This is a genomic window from Halorubrum sp. T3 (genome assembly GCF_000296615.1).
In the GTDB taxonomy this organism is placed as follows: domain Archaea; phylum Halobacteriota; class Halobacteria; order Halobacteriales; family Haloferacaceae; genus Halorubrum; species Halorubrum ruber.
This window is the reverse complement of record NZ_JH815330.1, coordinates 651660-676609: the sequence shown is the minus strand read 5'-3', so window position 1 is coordinate 676609 and position 24950 is coordinate 651660. Positions and strand designations below refer to the sequence as shown.

Genomic DNA, 24950 nt, shown 5'->3' with positions numbered 1-24950 from the left:
CGGTGCGCCGACGGCTCCTTGCGGGGTTTCAGTGACCGGCGCCGACCACGGCGTCAGACACGAACACACCATGGAAATCGAAATTGCGACACTCGGCGGTTACGAAGAGGTCGGTCGACAGATGACGGCGGTCCGGGCGGGCGAGGACATCGTCATCTTCGACATGGGCCTGAACCTCAGTAAGGTCCTCATCCACGACAACGTGGAGACCGAGAGCATGCACAGCCTCGACCTGATCGACATGGGCGCCATCCCGGACGACCGGGTCATGAGCGAACTGGAGGGCGACGTTCAGGCGATCGTCCCCACCCACGGCCACCTCGACCACATCGCGGGGATCCCGAAGCTCGCCCACCGCTACGACGCGCCGATCGTCTCGGCGCCGTACACGATCGAGCTGGTCCGCCAGCAGATCGAAGACGAGGGGAAGTTCCAGGTCGACAACGACCTCGTGAAGATGAAGCCGGGCGCCACGATGGCGATCGGCGACTCCGAGCAGGTCGAGATGGAGTTCGTCAACGTCACCCACTCGATCATCGACGCGATCAACCCGGTCCTCCACACGCCCGAGGGCGCGGTCGTCTACGGACTCGACAAGCGTCTGGACCACGACCCCGTCATCGGCGACCCGATCGACATGGAGCGGTTCCGCGAGATCGGCCGCCAGGACGAGGGCGTCCTCGCGTACATCGAGGACTGTACCAACGCCGGCCAGAAGGGCCGGACCCCCTCCGAGTCGTACGCGAAGAAGCACGTTGAGGACACGCTCAAATCGATGGAGGACTACACCGGCGGCATCATCGCCACCACGTTCTCCTCGCACATCGCCCGCGTGAAGACGCTGGTCGAGTACGCCCGCGAGATCGGCCGCCAGCCGGTCCTCCTCGGGCGCTCGATGGAGAAATACTCCGGCACGGCCGAGCGGCTCGACTTCGTCGACTTCCAGGGCGACGTCGGCATGTACGGCCACCGGAAGTCCGTCGACCGCGCGTTCAAGCGGATCATGAAGGAGGGGAAGGGGAACTTCCTCCCCATCGTCACTGGCCACCAGGGCGAGCCGCGCGCGATGCTCACGCGGATGGGCCGCGGCGAGACGCCGTACGAAATCGACGACGGCGACAAGGTCGTCTTCAGCGCGAGCGTCATCCCGGAGCCCACCAACGAGGGCCAGCGCTACCAGTCCGAACAGCTGCTCCGGATGCAGGGCGCGCGCCTCTACGACGACATCCACGTCTCCGGCCACCTCCGCGAGGAGGGCCACTACGAGATGCTACAGGCGCTCCAGCCGCAGCACCTCATCCCCGGCCACCAGACGCTGAAGGGCCGCTCGCCGTACGTCGACCTCGCGACGTCGCAGGGGTACAAGCTCGGACGTGACGTCCACGTCACGCAGAACGGGTCCACCATCCAGCTCGTCGAATGACGAGCGAGACGAAGGAGGCGCGGGTGCTGGAGGCCATCCGCGAGCGGCGTGAGCTCGTCAACGCCGCTATCGACGAGGAGCTGCCGGTTCAGGAGCCCGAGCGGCTGTACGAGGCCACCCGCTACATCCTCGAAGCGGGCGGGAAGCGGCTCCGCCCGACGGTGACGACGCTGGCCGCGGAGGCGGTCACCGGGACCGAACCGATGGGCGCCGACTTCCGCGCGTTCCCGTCGCTCGATGGGGACGACGTCGACGTGATGCGGGCCGCGGTCGCCATCGAGGTGATCCAGTCGTTCACGCTGATCCACGACGACATCATGGACGAGGACGACCTGCGGCGGGGCGTCCCCGCGGTCCACGAGGCGTACGACGTCTCGACGGCGATCCTCGCGGGCGACACGCTCTACTCGAAGGCGTTCGAGTTCATGACCGAGACGGGCGCGGACCCCCAACACGGGCTCGAAGCGATGCGGATGCTCGCGTCGACCTGCACCGAGATCTGCGAGGGCCAGGCGCTCGACGTCGCCTTCGAGAGCCGCGACGACATCCTCCCCGACGAGTACTTGGAGATGGTCGAGCTGAAGACCGCCGTCCTCTACGGCGCGTCAGCGGCGACGCCCGCCCTCCTGCTCGGCGCCGACGATGAGGTCGTCGACGCCCTCTACCAGTACGGAATCGACTCCGGGCGCGCGTTCCAGATCCAAGACGACGTGCTCGACCTGACCGTCCCCTCGGAGGAGCTCGGCAAGCAGCGCGGCTCCGACCTCGTGGAGGGGAAAGAGACGCTCATCACCCTCCACGCCCGCCAGCAGGGGGTCGACGTCGACGGCCTCGTCGACGCCGACACGCCCGCCGAGGTGACAGAGGCGGCCATCGACGACGCGGTCGCAGCCTTAGAGGAGGTCGGCTCCATCGAGTACGCCCGCGACACCGCCGCGGACCTCACCGAGCGCTCGAAGGAACACCTCGAACTGCTCCCCGAGAGCGGCTCCCGGAGCCTGCTCGAGGACCTCGCGGACTACCTCATCGTCCGCGGCTACTGAGAGCGAACGAACACCGCTTTACCCCCGGCGCGCGTTCGGTCGACCGTGTCACGGTACCGAGACGTCGCGCTGTTTTTCACGCTCGCCCTGCTGTGGGGCGGCTCCTTCGTCGCCATCGAAGTCGGCCTCGACTACTATCCGCCCGTGCTGTACGCCGCCTACCGATTCGACGTGGCCGCGCTGGCGCTGATCTCGTACGTGCTGCTCACGCAGAGCGACCCGTTCCCGCGGACCCGCGGCGACCTCGCCGCGATCGGGTTCAGCGGCGGGCTCTCGGTGGCCGCGAACAACTCCCTGTTGTTCGTCGGCCAGCAGTACACGACGAGCGGCATCGCCTCGATCACGTACAGCCTCGTCCCCATCGCGACCGCGGCGGTCGCGGCCGTCTGGATCGGCGGCGCGGACCTCGATCGTCGCGGCGCGGTCGGGGTCGTCCTCGCGTTCCTCGGCGTGGGGCTCGTCGCGCAGCCGGACCCCGCGAACCTCGGCGGCGGCGTCGCGGTCGGCGTCGGGCTGATCGCGATCGGGGTCATCGCCGTCGCGGTCGGCAGCGTCGGGCTCCGGACCGTCGAGACCTCGTTCTCCAGCGTCGCGCTCACCGGGTGGGCGATGGGGTTCGGCGCGCTCGCCATCCACGCGCTCAGCCTCGGGATCGGCGAGAGCCAGCGGCTCCCGGCCGTCGCGCCGCGCGCGCTCGTCGCGCTGGCGTTCCTCGGACTGCTCTCGTCGGCCGTCGCGTACACCATCTACTTCACTCTGCTCGACCGGCTCGGCCCCTTCGAGATCAACCTCGTCTCGTACGTGGTTCCGATCGTGGCGACCGTCGCGGGCGCCCTGCTGCTCGCCGAGCCGGTCACGCCGTTCACCGTCGCCGGCTTCGCCGTCATCGTCCTCGGATTCGGACTGTTGAAACGGCGCGAAATCGCCGACGCGGCGGCCGGGATCCGGTTCCCGGGATAAAAGAAGGGCGTCACGGCCGCAGTCCGTCGCGTTACGCCGCACGGAACCGGGAGCCCGCGACGGCTACGCGGTCGCGTTCCCGGACGGATCGCTCCCGTTGCCCGATGGGTCGGTCGGCTCGGGGGGCGGCGTCGTTCCGCCCGGCGGGACCGCGCCGCCCGGCGGAACGCCGCCGGGGCCGGTCGGGCCGAACGACACGTCGGGCGCCTCGCCCGTCACGAGGAAGTCCGCGACGTTGCCGATCAGGACGCCGTTGTCGGCGCGGCCGGCGTTCTCCGGTTCGAGGAAGCTGGAGTCGCCCACCACCGCGAGCGAGTCGCTGCGGACCGCGACGCCGTAGGCGCCGGCCTCGCGGGTCGTCGACAGTCGCGACGTCTCCGCGGTGGCCAGCGTCGCCGGTCCGTCGGCGACGCCGACGGGCGCGGCGCCGCGGAGGACGACCTCCTCGACGCCCTCCGTCAGCGCCCCCGGCCCGGTCGGCTCGACGAGCACGCTGAGGTAGTTCGCGTCGTTGTTCTCCATGTCGTACACGTAGCCCGCCTCGCCGTAGACGCCGAACGGCGAGCCGAAGTCGGTGAGTACGCCGGCGCCGCCCGGATCGCTCGTCACGAGCGTCCGGCCGCCGGCGTCGACGAACGACTCAACCGCGTCGGCGTCGGTCGCCGACAGCGCGCCGGGGCTCGTGGTGACGAACGCGTCCGCGTCCGAGAGCATCGACGGCAGCGTCTCACCGCTCGCGATCCCGCCGTAGAAGCGGACCTCGTGGCCGTTCTCGACGAGCGCCGCGGTCAGCGGTGCGACGCCGCGCCGGACGCCGCCGAGCGAGCCGATGTCCGCCTCCGCGGGCGAGTCGCCGTCTTCGATCGGCAGGATGGAGGTCCCGCCGCCGAGCCCGGCACCGCCGCTACCGAGGTGGACGACGACGGTGTTCGACGGCTCGGTGCTCTCCATCTCGACCTCGCCGCCCTCGCTGACGGTCTCGGGTTCGACCGCGTCCAGCTGCCAGTGATCGTCCGCGACAGACGCCGTCTCGGGCGGCGCGTCGTCGAGGACGACGCCCCCGACGGCGGCGACGCCGATCACGGCGAGGAAGACCAGCGCGAAGGCGCCGACCGTCGTTCGCAGGTCGACGCTCACGCGCCGACACCTCCGTTCGCCGCGACCGCGGCGTCGATCGCCGCGGCGGAGTCGTCGCCCGTTGCGGCCGACTCGTCGTCGTTCGTCGCGGCCGCGCCGCTCGTCGCCGCGTCGGCCTCACCGCCGTCCGCCGGCAGCCGCGCGGTGTAGCTCGTCATGATCACGTCGTCGCCGACGGTCTCGTCCCACGCCGCCGGCGCGACCGCGAGGATGAGCCCGTCGCCGAGCTCGTCGTCCGGGTCCTCGGCGACGACGACCGTCCCGTCGTCGCGCTCGAGGAGCGAGAGGCCGCCGGGGATGCGGCTCTCGGTGCGGCGGGTGTCGACCGCGTAGTCGTCGATCCCCGCCTCCGCGGCGGCGTCGGCGACCGCGCCGTCGACGAAGCCGAACCGGTCCGCGAAGCCGTTCTCGACCGCCTCGGTTCCGAGGTACGCGTCGGCGTGGGCGATCGCCTCGCGGTCGAGCTCGATCTCCTCGCCGCGCTGCTCGATCACGTTTTCGATGAAGAGGTTCGCGAGCGTCTGGCGGCGCTCGCGCTGGGTGTCCGGGTCGCTGCCGGCCTTGTCCGGGCCGGTCGTCCCCGCGTTCGGCCCGCTCGGGGCCGGCGCGGTGCCGGCGACGCCGACGCTCCCGACCGCCTGCGCGGAGGGCGCGACGTAGATCCGGTCGGCGGGCGCGATCGCGAGGTAGGCGCCGGACGCGCCCAGCGTGTCGACGGCCGCGTACACCGGCATCACCGACGCGGTGCGGTCGACGGCCGCGTACATCCGCTCGCTCTGCGCGGGCAGGCCGCCCCCGCTGTCGACCTCCAAGACGACCGCCTCGATCGACTCGTTCGTACGGGCGTCCCGGAGGTTGTCCTCGACGTGTTGGGCCGTCCCCGAGTCGATCGTGCCGTCGATCTCGATCACGGCGACCGTCCCGTCGGGCCCCGTCACGGCGCCGTACACGCCGGGCGCGACGAGCAGCCCCGCGGCCACCGCGAGGATCGCCGCGACCCCCACCGCGTGTCGGGTCTCGATCCGGTCGAGGAGCGACCCGGACGCGTCGTCCGCGCTCAGCCGCTCAGTCGTCGTCCGCGGGCGGTCGGTCGCCGTCGGCGAGCGATCCGGGCTCGCCGTCTCCGCGTCGTCCGCCGGTTCGTCGGGAGTCCTCGAAGGTGAGTCCTCGGAACTCATCGACTCGTCCCCGTTCGATACCGCTGTCGTACCGCGTTGTCTCTCGTCGTCATCGTGGGTTCGCTCGTGCGTCTGTCACTGGTCGATACGGCTGCGGCGCTCTCGCGATCGACTCCGTCGCTCACGCGTCGGCCACCTCGATCGGGTCGCCGACGGTCCCGTCGAACAGCGAGGCGTGGGCGGCGAAGAGGTCGCTCTCGGCCGCGGCGTCGACGATCACGGTCCGCCCGTGCCGGGTGACGCTCGCGTCCGCGAGCGAGGTCTCGCCCTCGCGGGCGGCCCGCGCTATCGCCTCGGCGGTCTCCCTGTCGAGGCGTCGGGGGTCCGCGACCGCGCCGTACCGCAGCGCGACGGTCGGCTCACCCGGGTCCGCGCCTCCGGTAGCGGATTCCCCGTCGGTCACGCGGAGCGAGGCCCCGACCGCGCCCGACGCGTCGACCGCGGTGCGGAGTTCGTCGGGCGCGTCGGCGAGCAGGTCGTGGAGGTGATCGCGGGCGTCCGGCCCGAGGTTGACGCACACCGTCGCGTCGCCCCCAAGCAGGGATGGGAGGGGACCGTAGCTCGCGGTCGCGCTCGCTCGTCGCCGCGCTCCGCCGTCGACGGTCCCTCCGTCGACGCTCCCGCTGTCGACGCTCCCTCCGTTGACGCCTCCACCGATTCCGGCATCGCGGTGCGCCGCGGCGACGCCGGCGGTCGGGCCGTACGCGGCCACGAGTTCACCGGGGCCCACGCCGACCGCCGACCCGAGGCTCGGCGCTCGGAACCGGGCGAATCCCGAGTCGTCGTCCGCCTCGCGAGCCACCTCGGGGTCGGCATCGAGCTCGGCGCTCAGCGCGGCCGCGTCGACGTCGCCGACCGCGACGGCGCACCCCTCCGGCCCGTCCGCGGTGAGCGCGGCGCCGCCGGTCGCCTGCCGCACGGCGGCGAGCGACACGCTTTCGTATCGGTCGAGCAGTCGCCGGAGTCGGCTCCCGACCCCGCCCGGCAGGCCGGTCGCCGTCAGGACCGCGGGATCGACCCGTCCGGTCACGACGGTATCAACGGCGTTCGACGCCGCCGCGGCCGGGTCGTAGGTTCCGGCCGCGACCGCCGATTGCGGTCCGTCGGCGCCGGCGCCGGCGCCGTCGCGGCCGCTCGTCGCGTCGCCGTCTACCGGTTCGCCGCCGCTCGCTCCGGCGCCGGTTGCGGCCGATCCGACCGCGAGGGTCGCGTCGGGCGGCGGTTCCGAGGTCAGTGCGTCGATCGGTCCGCCGACTCCCAGCCCGGTCGCCGCGAGCGCAGCTAAGCGCTTCGCGAACGTTCGCTTGGAGGGCATCGTTTCACGTGACTCGTGACACGTAATAATACTACCGGGAGACGGCCGTCGGCGGATTCCTCTCGGCGACGGCCGGTCTGCCTTCAGCCGTCGAGCGCCTCGATGTCGTCGAGAATCTCGACGGCGTGGTCCTCGGGGGAGACGCCCTCGTAGGCCAAGACGACGGTCCCCTCGTCGTCGAGGACGTACGTGTTCCGGAACACGCCGTCGAAGGTGTTCCCGAACATCTGTTTTTCGCCGTAGGAGTCATACGCGCTCGACACTGCGCCGTCGGGGTCCGAGAGGAGGGTGAAGGGGAGGTCGTACTCGGCGGCGAACGGCCGGAGGTCCTCGACGGGGTCGTCGCTGATCCCGACGACGGCGACGTCGGCCGACTCGAACGCGTCCCACTCGTCGCGGAAGCTACACGCCTCGGCGGTACAGCCGGGCGTATCGGCGCGGGGATAGAAGTACACGACCGTATGACTGGCCGCGGCCGGGTCGACAGTGACCGTCTCGCCGCGGTGGTCGGTGAGCGTGATCTCGGGTGCGGAGTCGCCCGGTTCGAGCATACGAACCTACTCTTCTCAAACGGGTTAGGGGATTCGGTCCCTTTTTACCGGGCTCTCGCATCCTATCGGTATCGATGGCGTGGCAACCGACGCCGTACACGGTTCCGTTGCTCGTCGCGGCCGTCGCGTCCTTCGCGTTCGCCGCGTACGCGGTCGGGAACCGTTCGCGCGGCGGCCACGCCCTCCTGCGGAGTTTCGTCGGCGTCGCGGGCACCGCCGGCGTCTGGTCGCTGGCGTACGCGGCCCAGCTGTCGGCGACGTCGCTCGATCTCACGCTGTTTTTCAACCGCTTCGTCTGGCTCGGCTCCGCCGGCTTAGCGGTCGCGTGGCCCGCCTTCGTCCTCTCGTACGTCGACCGAACCGCGTGGCTCGACCGGCGCCGCTTCGCGCTCTTCTGGGTCGTCCCCGTCGCCTTCGCCGTCGCCGTCTGGACGGTCGGCGTCGACCCGCTGTTCTACGTCGATCCGGTCCTCGTCGACGCCGGCGGCTTCCGGGTCCTGGAGTACGCGCCGACGCCCGCGCTGCTCGGGTTCGTCGGCTACACCTACGCGGTCAACCTGTTCACCTACGCCGTCCTCGGCTACGCCGCGGTCTCCCGCGACGGCGTGTTCCGCCGGCAGGCCGCCGTCCTCTTCGTCGCCGGCGTCGCGCCACTGGCGCTCGGCGCGGCCGGCATCGCCGGGCTCGTCGGGCCGGAGAACGGGGTCGTCGACTTCACGCCGATCGCCTTCAGCGGGACCTCGGCGCTCCTGGCGTGGGTCGTGTTCCGGTACCGGCTGCTCGACGTCTCCCCCATCGCTCGCGACGCGGTGTTCGCGAACCTCTCCGACGGCGTCGTCGTCTGCGACGCCCACGGCCGGGTGGTCGACAACAACGACCCGGCCAAGGCGCTATTCCCGGACGCGGAGCTCGGCGTCCACGCCGACGAGGCGTTCGCGGACGTCCCGTCGGTCGCCGACGCGGTGGCGGAGGCGGCGTCCGACGACGAGTTCCGGGTGACGGTCGACGGCGACGGCGCGCCGCGGTTCCTGACGGTCGACGTCCACGACATCACGGGGCCGGGGACGACCCGCGGCGGGACGGTCCTGCTGTTCCGCGACGTGACCGAGCGGGAGACGCTCCAGCGGCGCTATCGCGCGCTTATCGAGAAGTCGCCGAACGTGATCGCGGTCTGCGGCGAGGACGGGCTGGTCCGGTACGTGAGCCCGTCGATAGAGCGACTGATCGGCCACCGGCCGAACGAGATCGAGGGACGCCCGGTCATCGACCTGGTCCATCCCGAGGACCGGCGCGAGGCGCAGCAGGCCTTCGAGCGCGCCTTCGAAGGCGCCGAACCGCAGTCGCTCACGCATCGGATCGCGTGCGCCGACGGCAGCTGGCGCCGGTTCGAGACGGTGATCGAGCGACTGTTCGCCGACACGCGCGAGGTCGTCATCACCGCAACCGACGTCACGGACGCCCGGCGGTACGAACAGCGGCTTCAGGTGTTGAACCGGGTGCTGCGACACGACCTGAAAAACGACACCAACGTCATCGGCGGGTACGCCGACCTGCTCCGCGACCACGTCGACGAGGAGGGCGACCCCTACCTCGACATCATCGACCGGAAGGTGCGGACCCTGACCCACCTCAGCGACCAGGCCCGCGAGATCGACGTCGCGCTCCACAGCGACGCCGGACGGACCGAGATCGACCTCGCCGAGCTGGTCGACCGCCTCTGCGAGTCGCTCGAGTCGTCGTTCCCGGAGGCGACGGTGACCGTCACCATCCCCGACTCGGCCGTTGTCTCCGCGGACGAACTGCTCGAGTCGGCGGTCCGGAACGTGTTGGAGAACGCCGTCGTCCACAACGACGGCGACGACCCGCACGTGGAGGCGACGGTCGTCGCCGACGGCGACCGGTTCCGAATCGACGTGGCCGACGACGGCCCGGGGATCCCGCCGGTCGAGCGGACGGTGTTCTCCGAGGCGCGGGAGACGGCGCTCGAACACGCGAGCGGCCTCGGCCTCTGGCTCGTACACTGGATCGTCACGGAGTCCGGCGGCGACCTCGAGATCGACACCCGCGAGCCGACCGGGACGGTGGTGCGGATGTGGCTTCCGCGGGCGGACAGCGAAAGCGGATAGGTCGGACTATACGTGGACGCGAACGACGTGCCCGCCGCAGCCGCACTGCTCTACGTACTCCCAGTCGACGTCTTCGTCGCCGAACGCGACGTCGAGCGCCGGGAAGAGGTACTCCTCGGGGTGACCGTGGTCGCCGTGGGTGACGAGGTTGACGTGGTTGCCCGCGGCCGTGTGTTCGACCGCCTCGATCGCCTGTCGCACGAGGAGGTCGCGGTCGTCCGCGTGTTTGGGGCCTTCGAGGTTCGCGGACCACGAGTTCTCGTGGACGTGGTCGGTCACCGGGTCGGTGTCGTGGTCGTGATTGTCGCCGTGGTCCGAGGGTGTACTCGACATGGACGACCGTACGCGCCCGAGCCTTCTCCCTCTTCGAGCGAACATGTTCGAACGTATCGCCAGCGCTCGGATGATCGCTCTCCGCAACCTCTTTGCGCGCGGTCGCCGAACCCGGAGCCATGAGTCACGGACCTCTGGACGAGGACGCGGTCGAGAGCTACCGCGAGGCGGGCGCGGTGCTGGTCGAGGCGGTGAACGAGGCCCGCGAGATGGTCGAACCGGGCCGGACCCACCTCGAGGTCGCCGAGTGGACGGAGGACTTCGTCCGCGAGCAGGGGGCCGGCCTCGCGTTCCCGGTGAACATCAGCGTCGACCCGGAGGCGTCGCACGCGACGCCCGGCCGCGACGACGAGACGGAGTTCGGCGAGGAGATGGTGTGTCTCGACGTCGGGGTCCACGTCGACGGCTATATCGCGGACGCCGCGGTGACGGTCGATCACAGCGGGAACCCGGAGCTCGTCGAGGCCGCCGAAATGGCCTTGGAGGCCGCGCTCGACGAGGCCGGCCCCGGCGTCGAGGTCGGCGTCGTGGGGCAGGCGATCGAGGACGTGATCCGCGGGTACGGCTACACGCCCGTTCTCAACCTCTCGGGCCACGGCGTCGAGCGGTACGACGCCCACACAGGTCCGACGGTGCCGAACCGGGGCGTCGACCGGTCGGTGGAACTGGAGCCGGGACAGGCGGTCGCCATCGAGCCGTTCGCCACCGACGGCCGCGGGAAGGTCGGCGAGGGGACCGTCGAGGAGATCTTCGAACAGCAGGGCTCCGCGAGCGTGCGCGACCGGCGGGCGCGGCAGGCGCTCGAAGAGATCGAGGCGTTCGACGACCTCCCGTTCGCGGCGCGGTGGTTAGAGACGGACCGCGCGGAGATGGCGCTCCGCCGGCTCAAGCAGGCGAACGCGATCAAGGGCTACCCGGTCCTGAAGGAGGACGACGACGCCTTAGTGAGCCAGGCGGAGCACACCCTGCTCGTCACCGAGGACGGCGTCGAGGTGACGACGGCGGGCATCCACGGCTTCGACGACTGATGGACCGGATCTTCGCGCCGTGGCGGATCGAGTGGGTCGAGCGCGACGCCGACCCGATCGACGGCTGTCCGTTCTGCGTCCTGCCGGAGCGCGAGGACGCCCGCGAGGCCCGGATCGTCGCGCGAAGCGACCGCAACTACGTCCTGCTCAACAACGCGCCGTACAACCCCGGCCACGCGATGATCATCCCGGACGAGCACGTCGAGGATCCGACCGACCTCGACGACGCGGCGCTCCTCGACCACGCGAAGCTGAAGGCGGCGACGCTCGACGCGCTGGGCCGCGACATGAACCCCGACGGCGTCAACACCGGACAGAACCTCGGCGGCGACGCCGCCGGCGGCTCGGTCGACCACCTCCACACGCACGTCGTCCCGCGGTGGAGCGGCGACACGAACTTCATGCCCGTCACCGGCGACACGAAGGTGATCGTGGAGGCGATAGAGCGCACCTACGACCACCTCCACGACGGGTTCGCGGCCGACGACGCGGTCGTCGATTCGGGCGACGCCGACGCGGGCGATGCGGTCGAACTCGACTTCGACGTCTGAAGCGGCGGTGTCGATCGCTTATAAATAACCGGCGCGGTGGCGCGTGCCTCCGAGTGGCCGCCGAAGGCGGCCGCGAGGAGCACGCGCGAGGGAGTCGCTGGCTCCCGGAGCGGAGCGGAGGGTGCCAGCGACGAGGCTGGGGAGGCGTGAGGTGCTGTGCGGTTGCGGTCGGGTGGGGCTCAAAGGGGCAGTCGCGAGGGCGAAGGCGGCCGCAGCAAGCACCGCAGCGAACGAAGTGAGCGAGGAGCGCAGCAAGGCCCCCGAGTCCTCGCGACTGCCCCTTTGACGGTGTTCTCCGCCGATCCATAGTCAATCATTTATAAACGAGTGAATGGGACTTTGGCGGTGTTCACGGTCGATCCATAGTCAGTCATTTATAAGTGAACGGCCGTGGCTCTGGAGGTATTCGCCGCAGCGTCGTCGATCACCTATCTCAGATCGCCGGATCCGACTCGGCTCCCGTCACTCCTCGATATTTATTAGTACACCAGTTCGCCCGAGATGAACTTCCGGGTGCGCTCGTTCTCGGGATCCTCGAAGATGGACTCCGTCGGCCCGATCTCCGAGATGCCGTCGTCCAACAGCACTGCGACGCGATCCGCGACGCGCTCAGCCTGGTGCATGTCGTGGGTCGCCACGACGACGCCGATCCCCCTGTCTCTCGCCTCGCCGATCGCCTCCTCGATGACGGCCGTGTTCCGCGGGTCGAGGTCCGACGTGGGCTCGTCGAGCAGCAGGGCGTCCGGCTCGTACGCCAGCGCGCGGGCGAACGACACGCGCTGGGCCTCGCCGCCAGAGAGCGAGTCGGCCGGCTGGTCGGTCTTGTCCGCCAGCCCGACGACCTCCAGGGACTCGTGGACCGCGTCGGCGGCGCCGTTCAGCCGGAGCACCGAGGCGAGCCGGTCGCTCCACGAGCGCCGGACCCGAAGCCCGTACTCGACGTTTCGCGCGACCGTCCCGTCGAAGAGGCTCGCCTCCTGGAACACCATCCCGACGCGGCGGCGCAGCGCGAGTCGCTCGGCCTCGTCGACCGCCCACGCGTCGGTCCCGTCGAGCGTCACGGCACCCTCGTCGGGTTCGAGCGCGAGCGCGAGCGTCCGGAGCAGCGTCGTCTTGCCGACGCCGGAGGGGCCGATGACAGCGACGACCTCACCCTCGCCGACCTCGATCGAGAGGTCGCGGAACACGGCCTCCTCGTCGTACGACAGGGACACGTCCGTCGCGCGGAGCATCAGCCGGTCACCCCCCGGTCGCCGAAGCGGACGACAATCGCGTTGACGGTCAACACGAGGGTGACCAACACGGCGCCAAGAACCATGGCCGTCTCGTACTGGCCCTGCCGCGCTTCGAGCTGGATGGCCGTCGTCAGCGTCCGGGTCTTCGAGATGCCGGACGCGCTCGTGATGTTCCCGCCGACGATGAGCACCGACCCGACCTCGCTGATCGCCCGGCCGAAGCCGGCGAGCACCGCGGTCGCGATCCCGTACCGCGCCTCCTTGACGACGACCAGCGCCACGTCGACGCGCGTGCCGCCGAGGACGCGGGCGGCGTCGCGGACCCCGTCGTCCACGCCGCCCACGGCCGCGAGGCTGATCGCCGTGATCGGGGGCGTGGCGAGGACGAACTGCGACATGATCATTGCCTCGCGAGTGAAGATCAGTTCGAGAGACCCGAGCGGCCCCTGGTTGGAGACCGCGAACAGCACGACTAACCCCACGACCACGCTGGGAAATCCCATTCCGGTGTTGACCACCGACTTCACGAACCCCTTCCCGGGGAAGTCGGCGAGTCCGATCGCGACGGCGGCCGGGACGCTGACGAGCGTACTCAGCGCCACCGCGGTGAGGCTCACGTACAGCGAGACGGCGATGACGCTCCCGACGTACCCGTCCCTGAACGAGACGTCGAGCAGCGCCGGCGCGAGGCGCGCGGTCGATTCGAGCAGGGCGAACGCCGGGCGCGCGGTCGATTCGAACAGCGTCGGTCCGAGCTGTGCGGTCGCTGCGGATGGCACGGCTACTCGTCCGAGTCGTCGCTACTCCAACCCTCCGGAACGTACTGCTGGAAGTCCGGGTCCTCGGAGACCGCCCTGGGGAAGAACAGCTGCTCGCCGTTCACCTGGTACTCCGAGATGGACTCCTGGACCTCCGGACTGGTGATCCAGCCGATGTACGCCATCGCGAGGTCGTAGTTGGCGTTGTCGTGGACGCCGGGGTTGACCGCCATGATCCCGTACGGGTTCGCGAGGATCTCCGGGCCGTCCTCGATCGGCCCCTGAACGAGGATCGTCAGGTCGATCTCCGAGCGCTGCGAGATGTAGGTCCCGCGGTCCGAGAGCGTGTACGCACCCTGCTGGTTGGCGATGTTCAGCGCCTCGCCCATCCCGGTGCCGGTCTCCTGATACCAGTCGCCGCCGGGCTCGGTCCCCGCGGCCTCCCAGAGGTTCAGCTCCTTCGTGTGCGTGCCGGAGTTGTCGCCGCGGGAGACGAACTGCGCCTGCGCCTCGGCGATGGCGGTGAGCGCGTCGGTCGCGGAGCCCATCCCCTCGATCCCGGCCGGATCGTCCTCGGGGCCGACGATCACGAAGTCGTTGAACATCAGATCCCGGCGGTTGATCCCGTAGCCATTCCGCATGAACTCGTCTTCGAGCCCGCGGGCGTGGACCATCACGATGTCCGAGTCGCCGTTGCGGGCGGTCTCCAACGCCGCGCCGGTCCCCTGCGCGACGGCGTCGACGGTGACGCCGTACATCTCCTCGAAGTCCGTGTGGATCTCGTTTAAGAGCCCGGTGTCGTACGTGCTCGTCGTCGTCGTGAGCGTCAGCGTCTCGCCGGCGACGCCGATCGACTCCTCGGGGCTTTCGCCGCCGTCGGTTCCGTTACCCCCGCTTCCGTCGCCGCTCCCCCCGTCGCCTCCGTCCCCGTTGCCGCCGTCCGTCGACGAACAGCCGGCCGTACTCGCGACCGCTCCGGCGCCCAGCGCCGCCACGAACTTCCGTCGTTGTATCAGCATAGATACAACGGTGGTGCGGTCCCACATATAAGTTGCGTGCCGCGGCAAGCGAGGGGTCCCGGCCGGTCGAAAACGCCATCACGGCCCGGCCGCAACCGCGGGACATGGGAGAGCCGACCGAATCCGATCCGGACGCGGCGGCGGGTCGCGGCCGCGCCGCGCTCATCGAGGACGGCGTCGAGTTCGACGGTCGGGACGCGGCGCTGCTGCGCGCGGTCGACGCGGCGGGGTCCGTCGCGGGCGCGGCCGCGGACCTCGGACGCTCCCGGGCCCGAGCGCTCTCGCGGATCGAGGACTTAGAGGAGGCCTATGGGACGCTCGTCGAGCGGCGCCGCGGCGGCGAGGGCGGCGGCGGGAGCCGGCTCGCGGCGTCCGGCCGCGCGCTGCTCGACCGCTACGACCGGCTCCAGGCCGTCCTCGCTGCGACCGCGGCGGTGCCGGAGACGGTACTCGACGGCACCGTGACCGCCGTCGACGGAGAGCTCGCGGTCGTCGACACCCCGGTCGGCGAGCTCTCCGGGCTCCACGGTGGAGGCGGTGAGGCCGACGACTCCGGCGACGACCGCGGGACGGTGGCCGTCGGCGACGCGGTCCAGGTCCGGATCGGCGCCGACGCGGTCACGGTCAACGACGCGGCCGACGCGGTCGACCCGGACGCGACGAGCGCGCGGAACCGCCTCAACGGGCGAATCTCCGCCGTCGACCCCGGCGAGACGGTGTCGACGCTTCGGATCGCGGTAGGGGCGGCGGCGGACTCGGGCGAGGCGGACGACGCCGAGGGGGGCTCGGACGGGGTCGCGGTCGCCGCGCTGATCACGGCCGAGAGCATCGAGCGGCTCGGCCTCGCCCGCGGCGACCCGGTCTCGATCCGGTGGAAGGCGACCGCGACGCGACTGGTGCCGCAGGCGGAGTGACCCGACGCGGGGGACAGCCGCCCCCGCCCGACGCGTGCCAACCGCTCCCGCGCAAGCGAACGGTTTTTGCGTCGACCGACGGGAGAGGTGGTATGGACGAGGACACCTCCGAGGGGGCGACGCCGGGCGGCGACGGACGCGAGTCCGCCGCCGCCGGCGGGCCGCCGACGCCCCCCCGGACCGACGGCGGGACCGAGCGCGCGGACGAGCCGACCGAGGACGTCGCGCTCGACCCGTGGGGGTCGGCGTCGGTCGGCGACTACGCCGACCTGTTCGCGGAGTTCGGCATCGAGGCGTTCGACGACGTCGCCGACGACGTGCCGGACCCGCACTACCTGATGCGCCGGGGCGTCATCTTCGGGCACCGCGAGTACGACGCGGTCGCGGAGGCGATGGCGAACGACGAGCCGTTCGCGGCGCTCTCCGGGTTCATGCCCACGGGCGACCCGCACATCGGCCACAAGCTCGTGTTCGACGAGATCATCTGGCACCAACAGCAGGGCGGCGACGCGTTCGGCCTCATCGCCGACCTGGAGGCACACTCCGCGCGGGGGATGTCGTGGGACGAGATCGACGAGCACGCCCGCAACTACCTCCTGAGCCTCCTCGCGCTCGGCTTCGACGCCGAGGAGGGCGAGCTGTACCGCCAGTCGGACAACCGCGCGGTCCAGGACCTCGGCTTCGAGCTCGGCTCGAAGGCGAACTTCTCGGAGTTCGAGGCGATCTACGGCTTCGACGGCGAGACGAACATCTCGCACATGCAGAGCGTCATCACTCAGACCGCGGACATCCTCTACCCCCAGCTCGTCGACGAGCCGAAGCCCACCGTCATCCCGGTCGGCCCCGACCAGGACCCGCACGTCCGGCTCACCCGCGACCTGGCGACCCGCGTGCGCTACTTCAAGGTGACCGAGGCGTTCGCCTCCTTCGAGCTCGACGACGACGAGCGACGGCTGGTCCGGGCCGCGTACGACGCGCTCGCGGCGGGGAACGCCGCGGACGACGCCGACGGCGACGCGGACGTGCGCTGCGAGGACGCCGCCGCGTGGCTCGCCGACTACGAGCCGCCAGAGAGCGACCGGGAGAGCGTCGACCTCGCGGCCGCGAAGTCGACCGCGCTCGACAAGCTCGAAGCCGGCGGGAAGGAACCCCTTCGCCCCCGCGTGCGCTTCTTCGACCGCAACGCGACCGACGAGGCGTTCGAGGCGCTGATCGAGGCTGTAGAGGGCGAGAAACGGGTCTTCGAGGGGCACGTCGACGCGTTCGACCTCACCCGCGGCGAAGCCGAGTCGGTCGCCCGCGAGGTCGAGATCGACCACGACGGGTTCGGCTTCCGGCAGCCCTCCTCGATCTACCACCGCTTCATGACGGGGCTCACCGGCGGGAAGATGTCCTCGTCGATTCCCGCGAGCCACATCTCCCTGCTCGACGACCCCGAGGACGGCTACGACAAGGTGAAGGCGGCGACCACGGGCGGCCGGGACACCGCCGAGGAGCAGCGCGAGCTCGGCGGCGAGGCCGACGAGTGCCCCGTCTACGAGCTGTACGCCTACCTGCTCGCGGGCGACGACGACGAACTCACCAAGACCGTCTACTCCGAGTGCGTCAACGGCGAGCGCCTCTGTGGCGGCTGTAAGGAGCAGGCCGCGGAGCTCATGCGCGAGTTCCTCGAAGACCATCAGGAGAAGCGCGCGGAGGCCGAGGAACTCCTCGACGATCTCGACATCGACCTCGACTCCGACCGGCGCGGCACCGGCGGCGAGCACTGAGGCGGCTCCGCTCGGCGTCGCGGGCGGATTCTGTATATGGCTGTTTATAAATGAATAGCGCGGTGGCGCGTGCCCGTGAGCGGCCGCCACCGGCGGCCGCGAACGGCACCGCGCGAGGGAGTCGGGCGCTCCGAGGGCGACCGAAGGGAGCCCGAAGGAAGCGCCCGACGAGGCTGGGGAGGCGTGAGGTTGCGGTGCTGGGCGGGACTCAAAGGGGCAGTCGCGAGGCCGCAGTAGGCGACGTAAGCACCGCAGCGAGCGGAGCGAGCGAGGAGCGCAACGAGCGTACTGCGGCCTCGCGACTGGGGCTTTGGAGGTGTTCGCCGCCGATCTACAATACATTCTTTATAAGTACCAGCGGCCGACTTACAGCTCGTTTTTCACGTACACGCCCAGCAGTCCGCCGAGCGCGCTCAACACCACGGAGTAGGCGACGCCGCCCAACACGATGACGACCGCGACGAGGGCGATCCCCCCGGCCGCGAGGCCGAGTTCGAGCGGGAACCCGAAGACTCCGAGGAACGGAAGGATCACCAGCGCGAGCAGCAGCAGCCCGACGATCGGGATCGACGCGATCGCGCCGGAGAGCGCGCCGACCCGCAGCCCGTCGTCGCCGTTTAAATACCCGGCGACCGCGCCGCCGAGGAGGGGTGAGATACCGGTAAACGAGAGGACGGCCGACGCGATAGCGCCGACCACCGCGTTGAGGAGGGTGTTTTCGGTGTCCATGCGCGGTCAGACTCCCGGCGGCGGCATACGTCTTGCGGACCGCGGAACGCGGCGCGGGCGGCTGCGGTCTCGCTCCGCTCGCGGTCTCCTCGCGCTCACCTCGCGGCCGGCACCACCGCGCGACGAGCGAGGCGATAGTTTATGAGGCGGGCGCCACCTCTCACGGGTATGAGCGAGGAGGAGACGATCCACGTCGCGGACGTCAGCGAGGGGATCGGCGGCGACGCGACGGCGGAACCCGGCTCTCCGGTCGAACTCCCGGTCGTCGACGTGCTCACCGGCCGGTCCTTCATCACGGGCAAGAGCGGGTCCGGCAAGAGCAACACCGCGTCCGTCGTGATCGAGAACCTGCTCGACAGCGGCTTTCCGGTTCTCATCGTCGACACGGACGGCGAGTATTACGGCCTGAAGGAGGAGTACGAGATCCTCCACGCCGGCGCCGACGACGAGTGCGACATCGTCGTCTCCCCCGAACACGCCGAGAAGCTCGCGAACCTCGCCTTAGAGCAGAACGTTCCGATCATCCTCGACGTCTCCGGGTACCTCGAAGAGGAGACGGCGAACGAGCTCCTCTTAGAGGTCGTCAAACAGCTGTTCGCGAAGGAGAAGCGGATGAAGAAGCCCTTCCTGCTCGTCATCGAGGAGTGCCACGAGTACATCCCCGAGGGCGGCGGGATGGACGAGACGGGGAAGATGCTGATCAAGGTGGGCAAGCGCGGCCGGAAACACGGCCTCGGCATCGTCGGGATCAGTCAGCGCCCGGCCGACGTGAAAAAGGACTTCATCACCCAGTGCGACTGGCTCTGCTGGCACCGGCTCACCTGGGACAACGACACGAAGGTCGTCGGGCGCATCCTCGGCTCGAAGTACGCGAGCGCGGTCGAGGACCTCGGCGACGGCGAGGCCTTTTTGATGACCGACTGGGACGAGTCGATCCGCCGGATCCAGTTCCACCGCAAGGAGACGTTCGACGCGGGCGCGACCCCCGGGCTCGACGACTTCGAGCGCCCCGAGCTGAAGTCGGTCTCCAGCGACCTCGTCGGCGAGCTCGAATCCATCTCCGACGAGAAGGAGCGCCGCGAGTCCGAGATCGCGGACCTCAAACAGGAGTTAGAGAAGAAGGACCGGCGGATCGCCGACCTCGAACGCGAGCTGGAGGAGGCCCGCGACCTGAGCGACATGGCCGACCAGTTCGCGCAGGCGCTGCTGGGCAAGGCAGAGGCGCCGTACCGCGGCGGCGGCGGTCGGGCCGCGGGCATCCCTGAGCGAGCCGACGCCGCCCGCGACGGTGACGACGACCAGTCCGTACTCAAGTCGTACGACGAGGCGGTCGCCGCGACCGAGAAGCGCGCGCAGGAGGCGGACGAATCGGAGGCCGAGACCGCAACCGAATCGAGCGCCTCGGCCGCCGACGGCGGCGCCGAGGTCGACGACAGCGGCGCCGCGGACACCAACGATTCGAACGGTGGCGCCGCGGACGCCGACGCCACGAATGCTGACGCCGCGGACGCCGGCGCCGCGGGGCCCGCCCCGGAATCCGAGTCGAGCACGCCCGACGACGTCGACCCGGTCACCCGCGACGACGTCGCCGAGAGCGCGCTCCGGTTCGACGACGCGATCGAACTCGGCACCCGAGAGGCCGTCATCGAGGAGCTCCGGTCGCGGATCGAGGCGCTCCCGGAGCTCTCGCGCGGGATGCTCCGCCACTACCGCCGAGAGGGCGCGAGCGACCCCGTCGCGGCCCACATCGACGCCGGCGGCGACGGCGACTCCGGCCACGCGTACAGCCGCCACCGGCCGATCCGGCGCGTGGGGCTCATCCGCCACGCCGGCCGTGGCAGCTACGCCTACGCGGTCCCGGACCTCGTCCGCGAGGCGTACGCCGACCGCCTCGACGAGGACCAGGTCGCCGAGATCGTCCGCGCCGTCGAGCGCGTCTTCGTCCCGCCCGCCGAGCTGAACTACCCGCCGGACGCCGACCCGTCCGAAGTCGGGGACCGACCCGATGACGGTGTGGGACTCGACGCCGACGACGCGGACGCCGACGTCACCGCCGACGGCGGGAGCGCCGACGGCGGGAGCGCCGACCCCGGTACCGACGCGCCGGACGCCGACATCGACGAGGTCGAAAGCGACGAGAGCGAGACGGCGACCGACGCCGGCCTGAGCGACGCCGCGCGGCGGTTCGCCGAGCGGTCGGAGCGCTGAACTCGATCAGAACGGCAGCGAGAGGTACTCGCTCGGCACCGCGTTCCGCGCCGTCACCTGCGGGTCGACCACCTGACTGATCTCTAAGCCGCCGACGAGACTGGAGAAGAGGTACGCCTCGGTGCGCGAGAAGCCGTGGTGGTGCGCCAGCAGATCCAGCATGTCGCCGTTCGCTAATTCGACAGCCTCCTCCATCGTCTCGGCGCTCGCGAGCGTCTTCACCGCGTCGCCGGTGTCGAGAAGTGGGCGGTTCGGCGAGACGGCGGGATCCTCGATCACCGAGAGCGTCGCGTCGACCTCGACCGCGATCTCGGCGCCGGTCCCGCACATTTCCCCGTCGGCCATCGCGGCCTTCGCGTCGCCCAGCGCCAGCATGGCGCCCTCCTGAAAGACGGGGAAGTAGACGGTCGTCCCGCCGGTCACGTCGGTCGTGTCGAGGTTGCCGCCGTGGTCGTCGGGCGTGAGCGTCGAGACCGTCTCGCCGCCCGTGGCGACGCCGATCGTCCCGATCACGGGCTCGATCGGCACGTCGATCCCCTCGAAGTCGATCGTTCCCGCCTCGTCCGCGGCGCCGCTCGCGTCGCCGCCGTCGACCTCAGTGATCCGCGTCGCGGGGTGGTCGATATCGGGGTCGTCCTGAAGCAGGCCGAATCCGGGCGCGGTGAGCACGCGGCCGCGGTCCTCGGCGACGCGCACGTCCTCGATCTCGACCGCGAGAACGTCACCGGGGCTCGCGCCCGCCACCGCGATCGGTCCCGTCGCGGCGTTGACCTCCTCCGGGATCGCGTCGAGCAGGTCGTCGTCCGCCTGAATCTCGCCGTTCAGACTGTCCACCGTCTCGACCGTCAGCGACTCGCCGTCGGCGGCCTCGTACACCGGGTCCATCTCGGGTCCGAACTCGTACACGTGGCCGTCGCGGTGCGTGATCGTCTCGCGTGTCATCACGTCGTCTTGGACGCGCCGTTGCCAAAAACCTCGGCCGCCGGCATCGCACCGAGTCACTGCGGCAACGTCACCGCACCGAGTCACTGCGGCAACGTCACCGCGACGGCGTCGCTTCGGGCGGGACGAGCAGGACGTTGTTCGTCCCGCGCGCGACGATCGACTCAGCGGTGCTGCCGAGGAGGAGGCGCCGGAGTCGACTCGTCCCGCGCGCGCCGATGAGCGTCGTCGTCGCGCCCACGCGCTCCTCTTCGGCCGTGATCTCCTCGACGGGGTTCCCCGACCGAACGCTGGTTTCGACGTCGATCCCCATCTGATCGCGGAGGTCGCTCGCCAGTTCGTCCAGCCGCTCCTCGGCGTCCCGCATCGACGCCGAGTCCTCCCGACCGCCGACGTGGAGCAGGGACGCCCGCTCGGTCGCGCCCGTCAGCGCCGGGAAGAAGTCGAACGCGCGCGCCGCGTTCTCGGAGAAGTCGGTCGCATACAGCACGTTCTGGAACAGGTGTTCCTTCCTGACCGCGTGGCCGTCGGGCGTCTCCTCGATTCGCTCGACGAGCAGGGGTCTGACTGCCGTCCGCGCGACGTTGCGGACGGTTCCGCCGATGAGTCGGTTCCGAAGCGGGGCCTCGCCGCGCGACCCGACGACGATCATGTCGGCGTCGAGGCGCTCGGCCAAGCCGTTGATGCGCCGGTGCGGGGTCCCGCGGGCGACGTGCGTCTCCACGTCGAACCCCGCGCGCTCGAACACGCGGCGCTGCGGGGCGAGCGCCTCGCGGGCGTCGGTGGCGGCGTCCATCCCCGGCAGCCCGCTGGAGACGTTGTCCGGGACGACCGTCAGCAGATGAACCTCCGTGACGCCGATGTTGTCGAGGCAGTCGAGACAGGTCCGTGACTCGATCGCCGCCTCGTTCGCGTCCGAGAGGTCCGTCGCGAATACGATACGCATACCTACCCCTTCGTCCCCGACGGTAATATTGTTTTTGTTGTACAATACACACGACAAGCGGACTCAGTCGCTCGGGTCCGAGGCGGCGGACGGGTCGTGATCGAGCAGCGGCGAGTCGGAGTTCGCACACCCCTCTCGGCCGCAGACGCCGGCGTCGTCGCCCGCGCGCTCGACCCCGGAAGAGAGTCCGCCGATCTCCCAGTCGACGGCGTGGCTCGTCGCGCGTTCGTGCTCGTCGAGCGCGGTCCGCGCCCGGCGGAGCGAGTCGAACGACTCCTCGTACGCGCAGTCGGTGCAGCGAACCCGAACGGTCGTCGCCATGGGACCCGCTTCGGCCCCGACGACCGTAAGTGCCGCCATCGGCACCGGGTCCGACCGATCCGACGTCGGTCGTCGCGGCGGTTCTACCTAGTATTGATTTAGATGCGCAAGATTAAAACCATCACAGAGAGTATTGTCTGTTGCGTACAAACAACTGACCCATGAGCACAGAACTCGACATCGCGGAGACCCTGGACGTGAAAGGACTGAGCTGCCCGATGCCCATCGTGAAGACGAAGGGCGCGATAGACGACCTCGCCCCCGGTGAGGTGTTGGAGGTCGTCGCGACCGACCCCGGCAGCGTGAGCGACATCGACGGATGGGCGACCGGCACCGACGGCGTCACGCTCCTCGAACAGGAGGAGGGCGACGACGTGTACACCCACTACGTCCGCAAGGAGGAGTGAGCATGGACGAAATCGGCATCATCATCTCCGACGACGACCCGAAGAACCTCGCGATGGCGACCAACCTCGGCCACGTCGCGCTGACGATGGACACGGACGTGTTCCTCTACTTCACCTTCGACGGGCTGACGCACCTGCTGGAGGGCGAGAAGGACCTCTCTTCGGTCCAGCCGCTCCTCGACGAGGGGATGCCGAACCCCTACGACATGCTCGACCAGCTGATCGCCGACGGCGGTGAGGCGGTCACCTCGGTCGCGTGTACGACCACGCTGGACATGCTCCAGTGGGAGCAGGACGCCATCGACGACGACCTGACGACGCAGTTCGCCGGCGCGGTCACGTTCCTCGAAGCGGCCGACGAGGCCGACCACGTGTTCACGTTCTGAGCGTCGGCGCCGCGTCACTCCCCTCCCCCGGTTTTCCCCGTCACACTCGTCTTCGAAAGCTGTGGGTAAACCGCACACGCGCCCGCTGAAGAGATCTGTCCGGACCGCGAGGAACCGCTCGAAGCGGTACAGCGACCGGAAACGGAGAGCCGCGCGCGACGCCGTCCGAATCGCACCGACCGCCGGAACAAGAATCTGACCGCGAGCCGACTGCTCCACCGAAGAAACGACACGATACCGACACCGACCGCTCGCACGCCGAGTTCCGCGCGTCGGGCCGCGTCACGACCGAATGGTCGGCCGCTGGGGTAGCTCGGTCGGCCGCTGCGGAAGCTCGGTCAGTTCTTGACGGTAGCGCGCTCGGGCTGCTCGTACTTGTCCTCGAACTCGCCGATGAGCTGTCCCATCTTCGCGTACCAGTCGTTGAGCAGCCGCTGCATGTCGTCCGCGATCTGCGACGGGTCCGTCGGCATGTACACGTGGTAGTAGCCACCCTGCTCGTAGTTGATCTGTTCTTTCTGGATGAAGCCGGCCTTGAGGAGCCGCTGAACCGCACGGTAGGCGGTGGAGCGTTCCCGGTCGACGCGCTCGGCGACCTCGTCGATCGTGAGCGCCTCGTCGGCTGATACGAGCGTCTGGTAGCAGTCCTTGTCTAACTGCTTCAGGCCGTGGAAACACTCGAGTAACCCCTCGCACTCCATGTCCCGTTGGAGCTGTTCGGACATCGAATCGGGCATTTTACAGTGTACGTATGGCGTCCCGGCGCTAAAAGTGTTGTGTGTGAGGTATACAATTCCGCGCACTCGGCCGACGAACGCCGACCGTTAGCCGGTCGAGGGCGTCTGGGCGGAGCCGCTACTCGCCGGCGCCCGCGTCGGTGTCGTCCGCGTCGGTGTCGTCCGCGTCGGTCTCATCGTCCTCCTCGTCGTCGACGTCGAGGCCCGCCGCCTCGAACGCGGCCTCGACCTCCTCGACCGGGACCGTCCGGAAGCCGTCGGCCTCGGTCACGGTCGCGACCGCGAGGTCCGAGGGCTCGAACTCGTCGTCGTGGGCGGCCAGCGCCGCGACCGCGAGCTCGATGCCGTCCGAAAGCGAGAGGTCGTCGGTCCACTCGTCTTCGAGGTGGCCCTGAATCTCCTGCCGGCCGCCGCCGATGACGGTCGCCTTCCACTCGTTGGGCGTGCCCGAGGGGTCGGCGGCGAACAGGCGCGGCTCGCCGTCGTCGATGCCGCCGATGAGGAGCGCGGCGCCGTAGGGGCGCGTGCCGCCGCGCTGCGTGTTCTCTTGGATGTGGTCGGTGACGAACTTCGTCAGCGTCTCGACGCCGACGGGCTCGCCGTAGCGCAGGCGGTTCCCCTGCGACTGGCGGCGCGCGAGGTCGATCAGCTGGCGGGCGTCGGCGACGTGGCCCGCGCTCGCGGTGCCGACGTGGTCGTCGAGCTTGTGGAGCTTCTCGATGCTCTCGGCCTCCATCAGCGACGAGGAGGGGCGAGACATCGCGACGAAGACGACGCCGTCCGTCGTCCGGACGCCGACGCTCGGCGCGCCGCGCGAGACCGCCTCGCGGGCGTACTCGACCTGGTAGATGCGCCCGTCGGGCGAGAACAGCGACGTGCCGCGGTCGTACGCCTGCTGGTCGTTGTTCCCCATCATCGCCCATCACCCGCTCGC

At 70.1% G+C, this 24950-nt stretch carries 25 protein-coding genes; 11 read left to right on the top strand and 14 right to left on the bottom strand.

The window, feature by feature from the left end; translation table 11 throughout:
• The first annotated feature begins 70 nt into the window (after window positions 1–70).
• Genes B378_RS0112465 through B378_RS0112455 form a run of 3 tightly spaced genes read left to right on the top strand, consistent with a single transcriptional unit; the run spans window position 71 to window position 3426 of the window.
• On the top strand, window positions 71–1423 hold the full coding sequence (locus B378_RS0112465) for a ribonuclease J (RefSeq protein ID WP_026046283.1): 1353 nt from the start codon (window positions 71–73) through the stop codon (window positions 1421–1423).
• Entirely contained in the window at window positions 1420–2466 is a 1047-nt protein-coding gene (gene idsA3, locus B378_RS0112460) for a geranylfarnesyl diphosphate synthase (protein WP_017344108.1), read from the top strand. Before B378_RS0112465 ends, idsA3 begins: the two co-directional genes overlap by 4 nt.
• A 45-nt stretch (window positions 2467–2511) precedes the next feature.
• On the top strand, window positions 2512–3426 hold the full coding sequence (locus B378_RS0112455; protein WP_017344107.1) for a DMT family transporter: 915 nt from the start codon (window positions 2512–2514) through the stop codon (window positions 3424–3426).
• Between the two features lie 63 nt (window positions 3427–3489).
• Here the strand turns inward: B378_RS0112455 and B378_RS0112450 are convergent, their stop codons facing one another.
• The 4 genes from B378_RS0112450 to B378_RS0112435 all read right to left on the bottom strand — a co-directional run bounded on the left by B378_RS0112450 (window position 3490) and on the right by B378_RS0112435 (window position 7607).
• Window positions 3490–4563 (bottom strand): hypothetical protein, encoded by a 1074-nt coding sequence (locus tag B378_RS0112450; protein ID WP_017344106.1) that lies wholly within the window; start codon window positions 4561–4563, stop codon window positions 3490–3492.
• Window positions 4560–5741 carry a S49 family peptidase gene (locus B378_RS0112445; RefSeq protein WP_017344105.1) on the bottom strand — a complete coding sequence of 394 codons (1182 nt, stop codon included), beginning with the start codon at window positions 5739–5741 and terminating at the stop codon, window positions 4560–4562. Before B378_RS0112445 ends, B378_RS0112450 begins: the two co-directional genes overlap by 4 nt.
• A gap of 121 nt (window positions 5742–5862) precedes the next feature.
• Window positions 5863–7056 carry a hypothetical protein gene (locus B378_RS0112440; RefSeq protein ID WP_017344104.1) on the bottom strand — a complete coding sequence of 398 codons (1194 nt, stop codon included), beginning with the start codon at window positions 7054–7056 and terminating at the stop codon, window positions 5863–5865.
• A gap of 83 nt (window positions 7057–7139) precedes the next feature.
• Entirely contained in the window at window positions 7140–7607 is a 468-nt protein-coding gene (locus tag B378_RS0112435; RefSeq protein WP_017344103.1) for a peroxiredoxin, read from the bottom strand.
• A gap of 74 nt (window positions 7608–7681) precedes the next feature.
• Between B378_RS0112435 and B378_RS0112430 the strand changes: the two genes are divergently transcribed.
• Entirely contained in the window at window positions 7682–9733 is a 2052-nt protein-coding gene (locus tag B378_RS0112430) for a histidine kinase N-terminal 7TM domain-containing protein (RefSeq protein WP_020480114.1), read from the top strand.
• Window positions 9734–9739: 6 nt separating this feature from the next.
• On the opposite strand, the gene B378_RS0112425 is transcribed toward B378_RS0112430, so the two are convergent.
• Window positions 9740–10066: a CGCGG family rSAM-modified RiPP protein gene (locus B378_RS0112425; RefSeq protein ID WP_020480113.1), complete on the bottom strand. Its 327-nt coding sequence runs from the start codon at window positions 10064–10066 to the stop codon at window positions 9740–9742.
• Window positions 10067–10185: 119 nt separating this feature from the next.
• Here B378_RS0112425 and map point away from each other — a divergent pair, with 119 nt between their 5' ends.
• Window positions 10186–11094, top strand: a complete 909-nt coding sequence (gene map, locus B378_RS0112420; protein WP_017344102.1) for a type II methionyl aminopeptidase — start codon at window positions 10186–10188, stop codon at window positions 11092–11094.
• Window positions 11094–11645 carry an HIT domain-containing protein gene (locus B378_RS0112415; RefSeq protein ID WP_017344101.1) on the top strand — a complete coding sequence of 184 codons (552 nt, stop codon included), beginning with the start codon at window positions 11094–11096 and terminating at the stop codon, window positions 11643–11645. Before map ends, B378_RS0112415 begins: the two co-directional genes overlap by 1 nt.
• A 479-nt stretch (window positions 11646–12124) precedes the next feature.
• On the opposite strand, the gene B378_RS0112410 is transcribed toward B378_RS0112415, so the two are convergent.
• From B378_RS0112410 to B378_RS0112400, 3 genes are all read right to left on the bottom strand, one after another.
• Entirely contained in the window at window positions 12125–12877 is a 753-nt protein-coding gene (locus tag B378_RS0112410) for a phosphate ABC transporter ATP-binding protein (RefSeq protein ID WP_017344100.1), read from the bottom strand.
• On the bottom strand, window positions 12877–13590 hold the full coding sequence (locus tag B378_RS0112405) for an ABC transporter permease (protein WP_026046282.1): 714 nt from the start codon (window positions 13588–13590) through the stop codon (window positions 12877–12879). The genes B378_RS0112410 and B378_RS0112405 overlap by 1 nt, the downstream gene beginning before the upstream one ends.
• A gap of 71 nt (window positions 13591–13661) precedes the next feature.
• A complete protein-coding gene (locus B378_RS0112400; RefSeq protein WP_017344098.1) occupies window positions 13662–14657 on the bottom strand; it encodes a substrate-binding domain-containing protein in 996 nt (331 codons plus the stop codon).
• Window positions 14658–14761: 104 nt separating this feature from the next.
• On the opposite strand from B378_RS0112400, the gene B378_RS0112395 reads away from it, so the two are divergent.
• Together B378_RS0112395 and B378_RS0112390 are read left to right on the top strand one after the other, a co-directional pair.
• Window positions 14762–15571, top strand: a complete 810-nt coding sequence (locus B378_RS0112395) for a hypothetical protein (RefSeq protein ID WP_017344097.1) — start codon at window positions 14762–14764, stop codon at window positions 15569–15571.
• A 92-nt stretch (window positions 15572–15663) separates the two neighbouring features.
• A complete protein-coding gene (locus B378_RS0112390) occupies window positions 15664–17340 on the top strand; it encodes a tryptophan--tRNA ligase (RefSeq protein WP_017344096.1) in 1677 nt (558 codons plus the stop codon).
• Window positions 17341–17706: 366 nt separating this feature from the next.
• Here B378_RS0112390 and B378_RS0112385 read toward each other — a convergent pair whose 3' ends face one another.
• Complete coding sequence (locus B378_RS0112385) at window positions 17707–18069, bottom strand: DUF5518 domain-containing protein (RefSeq protein WP_017344095.1); 363 nt, start codon at window positions 18067–18069, stop codon at window positions 17707–17709.
• 168 nt (window positions 18070–18237) lie between these two features.
• Here B378_RS0112385 and B378_RS0112380 point away from each other — a divergent pair, with 168 nt between their 5' ends.
• Complete coding sequence (locus B378_RS0112380; protein WP_017344094.1) at window positions 18238–20277, top strand: ATP-binding protein; 2040 nt, start codon at window positions 18238–18240, stop codon at window positions 20275–20277.
• Between the two features lie 6 nt (window positions 20278–20283).
• Here B378_RS0112380 and B378_RS0112375 read toward each other — a convergent pair whose 3' ends face one another.
• From B378_RS0112375 to B378_RS0112365, 3 genes are all read right to left on the bottom strand, one after another.
• Window positions 20284–21219 carry an acetamidase/formamidase family protein gene (locus B378_RS0112375; protein WP_017344093.1) on the bottom strand — a complete coding sequence of 312 codons (936 nt, stop codon included), beginning with the start codon at window positions 21217–21219 and terminating at the stop codon, window positions 20284–20286.
• 97 nt (window positions 21220–21316) lie between these two features.
• Window positions 21317–22165, bottom strand: coding sequence for a universal stress protein (locus tag B378_RS0112370; RefSeq protein WP_017344092.1), 849 nt, complete (start codon window positions 22163–22165; stop codon window positions 21317–21319).
• 63 nt (window positions 22166–22228) lie between these two features.
• Window positions 22229–22525 carry a hypothetical protein gene (locus B378_RS0112365; RefSeq protein ID WP_026046281.1) on the bottom strand — a complete coding sequence of 99 codons (297 nt, stop codon included), beginning with the start codon at window positions 22523–22525 and terminating at the stop codon, window positions 22229–22231.
• 122 nt (window positions 22526–22647) lie between these two features.
• On the opposite strand from B378_RS0112365, the gene B378_RS0112360 reads away from it, so the two are divergent.
• Together B378_RS0112360 and B378_RS0112355 are read left to right on the top strand one after the other, a co-directional pair.
• The gene (locus B378_RS0112360; protein ID WP_004596950.1) at window positions 22648–22893 is read left to right on the top strand and encodes a sulfurtransferase TusA family protein; all 246 of its coding nucleotides are present in this window, start codon (window positions 22648–22650) and stop codon (window positions 22891–22893) included.
• 2 nt (window positions 22894–22895) lie between these two features.
• Entirely contained in the window at window positions 22896–23279 is a 384-nt protein-coding gene (locus tag B378_RS0112355; RefSeq protein WP_004596952.1) for a DsrE family protein, read from the top strand.
• 338 nt (window positions 23280–23617) lie between these two features.
• Here B378_RS0112355 and B378_RS0112350 read toward each other — a convergent pair whose 3' ends face one another.
• Complete coding sequence (locus B378_RS0112350; protein WP_017344090.1) at window positions 23618–24016, bottom strand: helix-turn-helix domain-containing protein; 399 nt, start codon at window positions 24014–24016, stop codon at window positions 23618–23620.
• Between the two features lie 118 nt (window positions 24017–24134).
• Window positions 24135–24932, bottom strand: coding sequence for an archaeal proteasome endopeptidase complex subunit alpha (gene psmA / locus B378_RS0112345; protein ID WP_026046280.1), 798 nt, complete (start codon window positions 24930–24932; stop codon window positions 24135–24137).
• Between the last annotated feature and the right edge of the window lie 18 nt (window positions 24933–24950).

What these genes read in the sequence shown, in the direction of transcription:
- B378_RS0112465 (WP_026046283.1), top strand. Translation starts at nt 71, where the DNA reads ATGGAAATCGAAATTGCGACACTCGGCGGTTACGAAGAGGTCGGTCGA.
- idsA3 (WP_017344108.1), top strand. Translation starts at nt 1,420, where the DNA reads ATGACGAGCGAGACGAAGGAGGCGCGGGTGCTGGAGGCCATCCGCGAG.
- B378_RS0112445 (WP_017344105.1), bottom strand. Translation starts at nt 5,741, where the DNA reads ATGAGTTCCGAGGACTCACCTTCGAGGACTCCCGACGAACCGGCGGAC.
- B378_RS0112440 (WP_017344104.1), bottom strand. Translation starts at nt 7,056, where the DNA reads ATGCCCTCCAAGCGAACGTTCGCGAAGCGCTTAGCTGCGCTCGCGGCG.
- B378_RS0112435 (WP_017344103.1), bottom strand. Translation starts at nt 7,607, where the DNA reads ATGCTCGAACCGGGCGACTCCGCACCCGAGATCACGCTCACCGACCAC.
- B378_RS0112430 (WP_020480114.1), top strand. Translation starts at nt 7,682, where the DNA reads ATGGCGTGGCAACCGACGCCGTACACGGTTCCGTTGCTCGTCGCGGCC.
- B378_RS0112425 (WP_020480113.1), bottom strand. Translation starts at nt 10,066, where the DNA reads ATGTCGAGTACACCCTCGGACCACGGCGACAATCACGACCACGACACC.
- map (WP_017344102.1), top strand. Translation starts at nt 10,186, where the DNA reads ATGAGTCACGGACCTCTGGACGAGGACGCGGTCGAGAGCTACCGCGAG.
- B378_RS0112415 (WP_017344101.1), top strand. Translation starts at nt 11,094, where the DNA reads ATGGACCGGATCTTCGCGCCGTGGCGGATCGAGTGGGTCGAGCGCGAC.
- B378_RS0112410 (WP_017344100.1), bottom strand. Translation starts at nt 12,877, where the DNA reads ATGCTCCGCGCGACGGACGTGTCCCTGTCGTACGACGAGGAGGCCGTG.
- B378_RS0112400 (WP_017344098.1), bottom strand. Translation starts at nt 14,657, where the DNA reads ATGCTGATACAACGACGGAAGTTCGTGGCGGCGCTGGGCGCCGGAGCG.
- B378_RS0112395 (WP_017344097.1), top strand. Translation starts at nt 14,762, where the DNA reads ATGGGAGAGCCGACCGAATCCGATCCGGACGCGGCGGCGGGTCGCGGC.
- B378_RS0112390 (WP_017344096.1), top strand. Translation starts at nt 15,664, where the DNA reads ATGGACGAGGACACCTCCGAGGGGGCGACGCCGGGCGGCGACGGACGC.
- B378_RS0112385 (WP_017344095.1), bottom strand. Translation starts at nt 18,069, where the DNA reads ATGGACACCGAAAACACCCTCCTCAACGCGGTGGTCGGCGCTATCGCG.
- B378_RS0112380 (WP_017344094.1), top strand. Translation starts at nt 18,238, where the DNA reads ATGAGCGAGGAGGAGACGATCCACGTCGCGGACGTCAGCGAGGGGATC.
- B378_RS0112375 (WP_017344093.1), bottom strand. Translation starts at nt 21,219, where the DNA reads ATGACACGCGAGACGATCACGCACCGCGACGGCCACGTGTACGAGTTC.
- B378_RS0112370 (WP_017344092.1), bottom strand. Translation starts at nt 22,165, where the DNA reads ATGCGTATCGTATTCGCGACGGACCTCTCGGACGCGAACGAGGCGGCG.
- B378_RS0112365 (WP_026046281.1), bottom strand. Translation starts at nt 22,525, where the DNA reads ATGGCGGCACTTACGGTCGTCGGGGCCGAAGCGGGTCCCATGGCGACG.
- B378_RS0112360 (WP_004596950.1), top strand. Translation starts at nt 22,648, where the DNA reads ATGAGCACAGAACTCGACATCGCGGAGACCCTGGACGTGAAAGGACTG.
- B378_RS0112355 (WP_004596952.1), top strand. Translation starts at nt 22,896, where the DNA reads ATGGACGAAATCGGCATCATCATCTCCGACGACGACCCGAAGAACCTC.
- B378_RS0112350 (WP_017344090.1), bottom strand. Translation starts at nt 24,016, where the DNA reads ATGCCCGATTCGATGTCCGAACAGCTCCAACGGGACATGGAGTGCGAG.
- psmA (WP_026046280.1), bottom strand. Translation starts at nt 24,932, where the DNA reads ATGATGGGGAACAACGACCAGCAGGCGTACGACCGCGGCACGTCGCTG.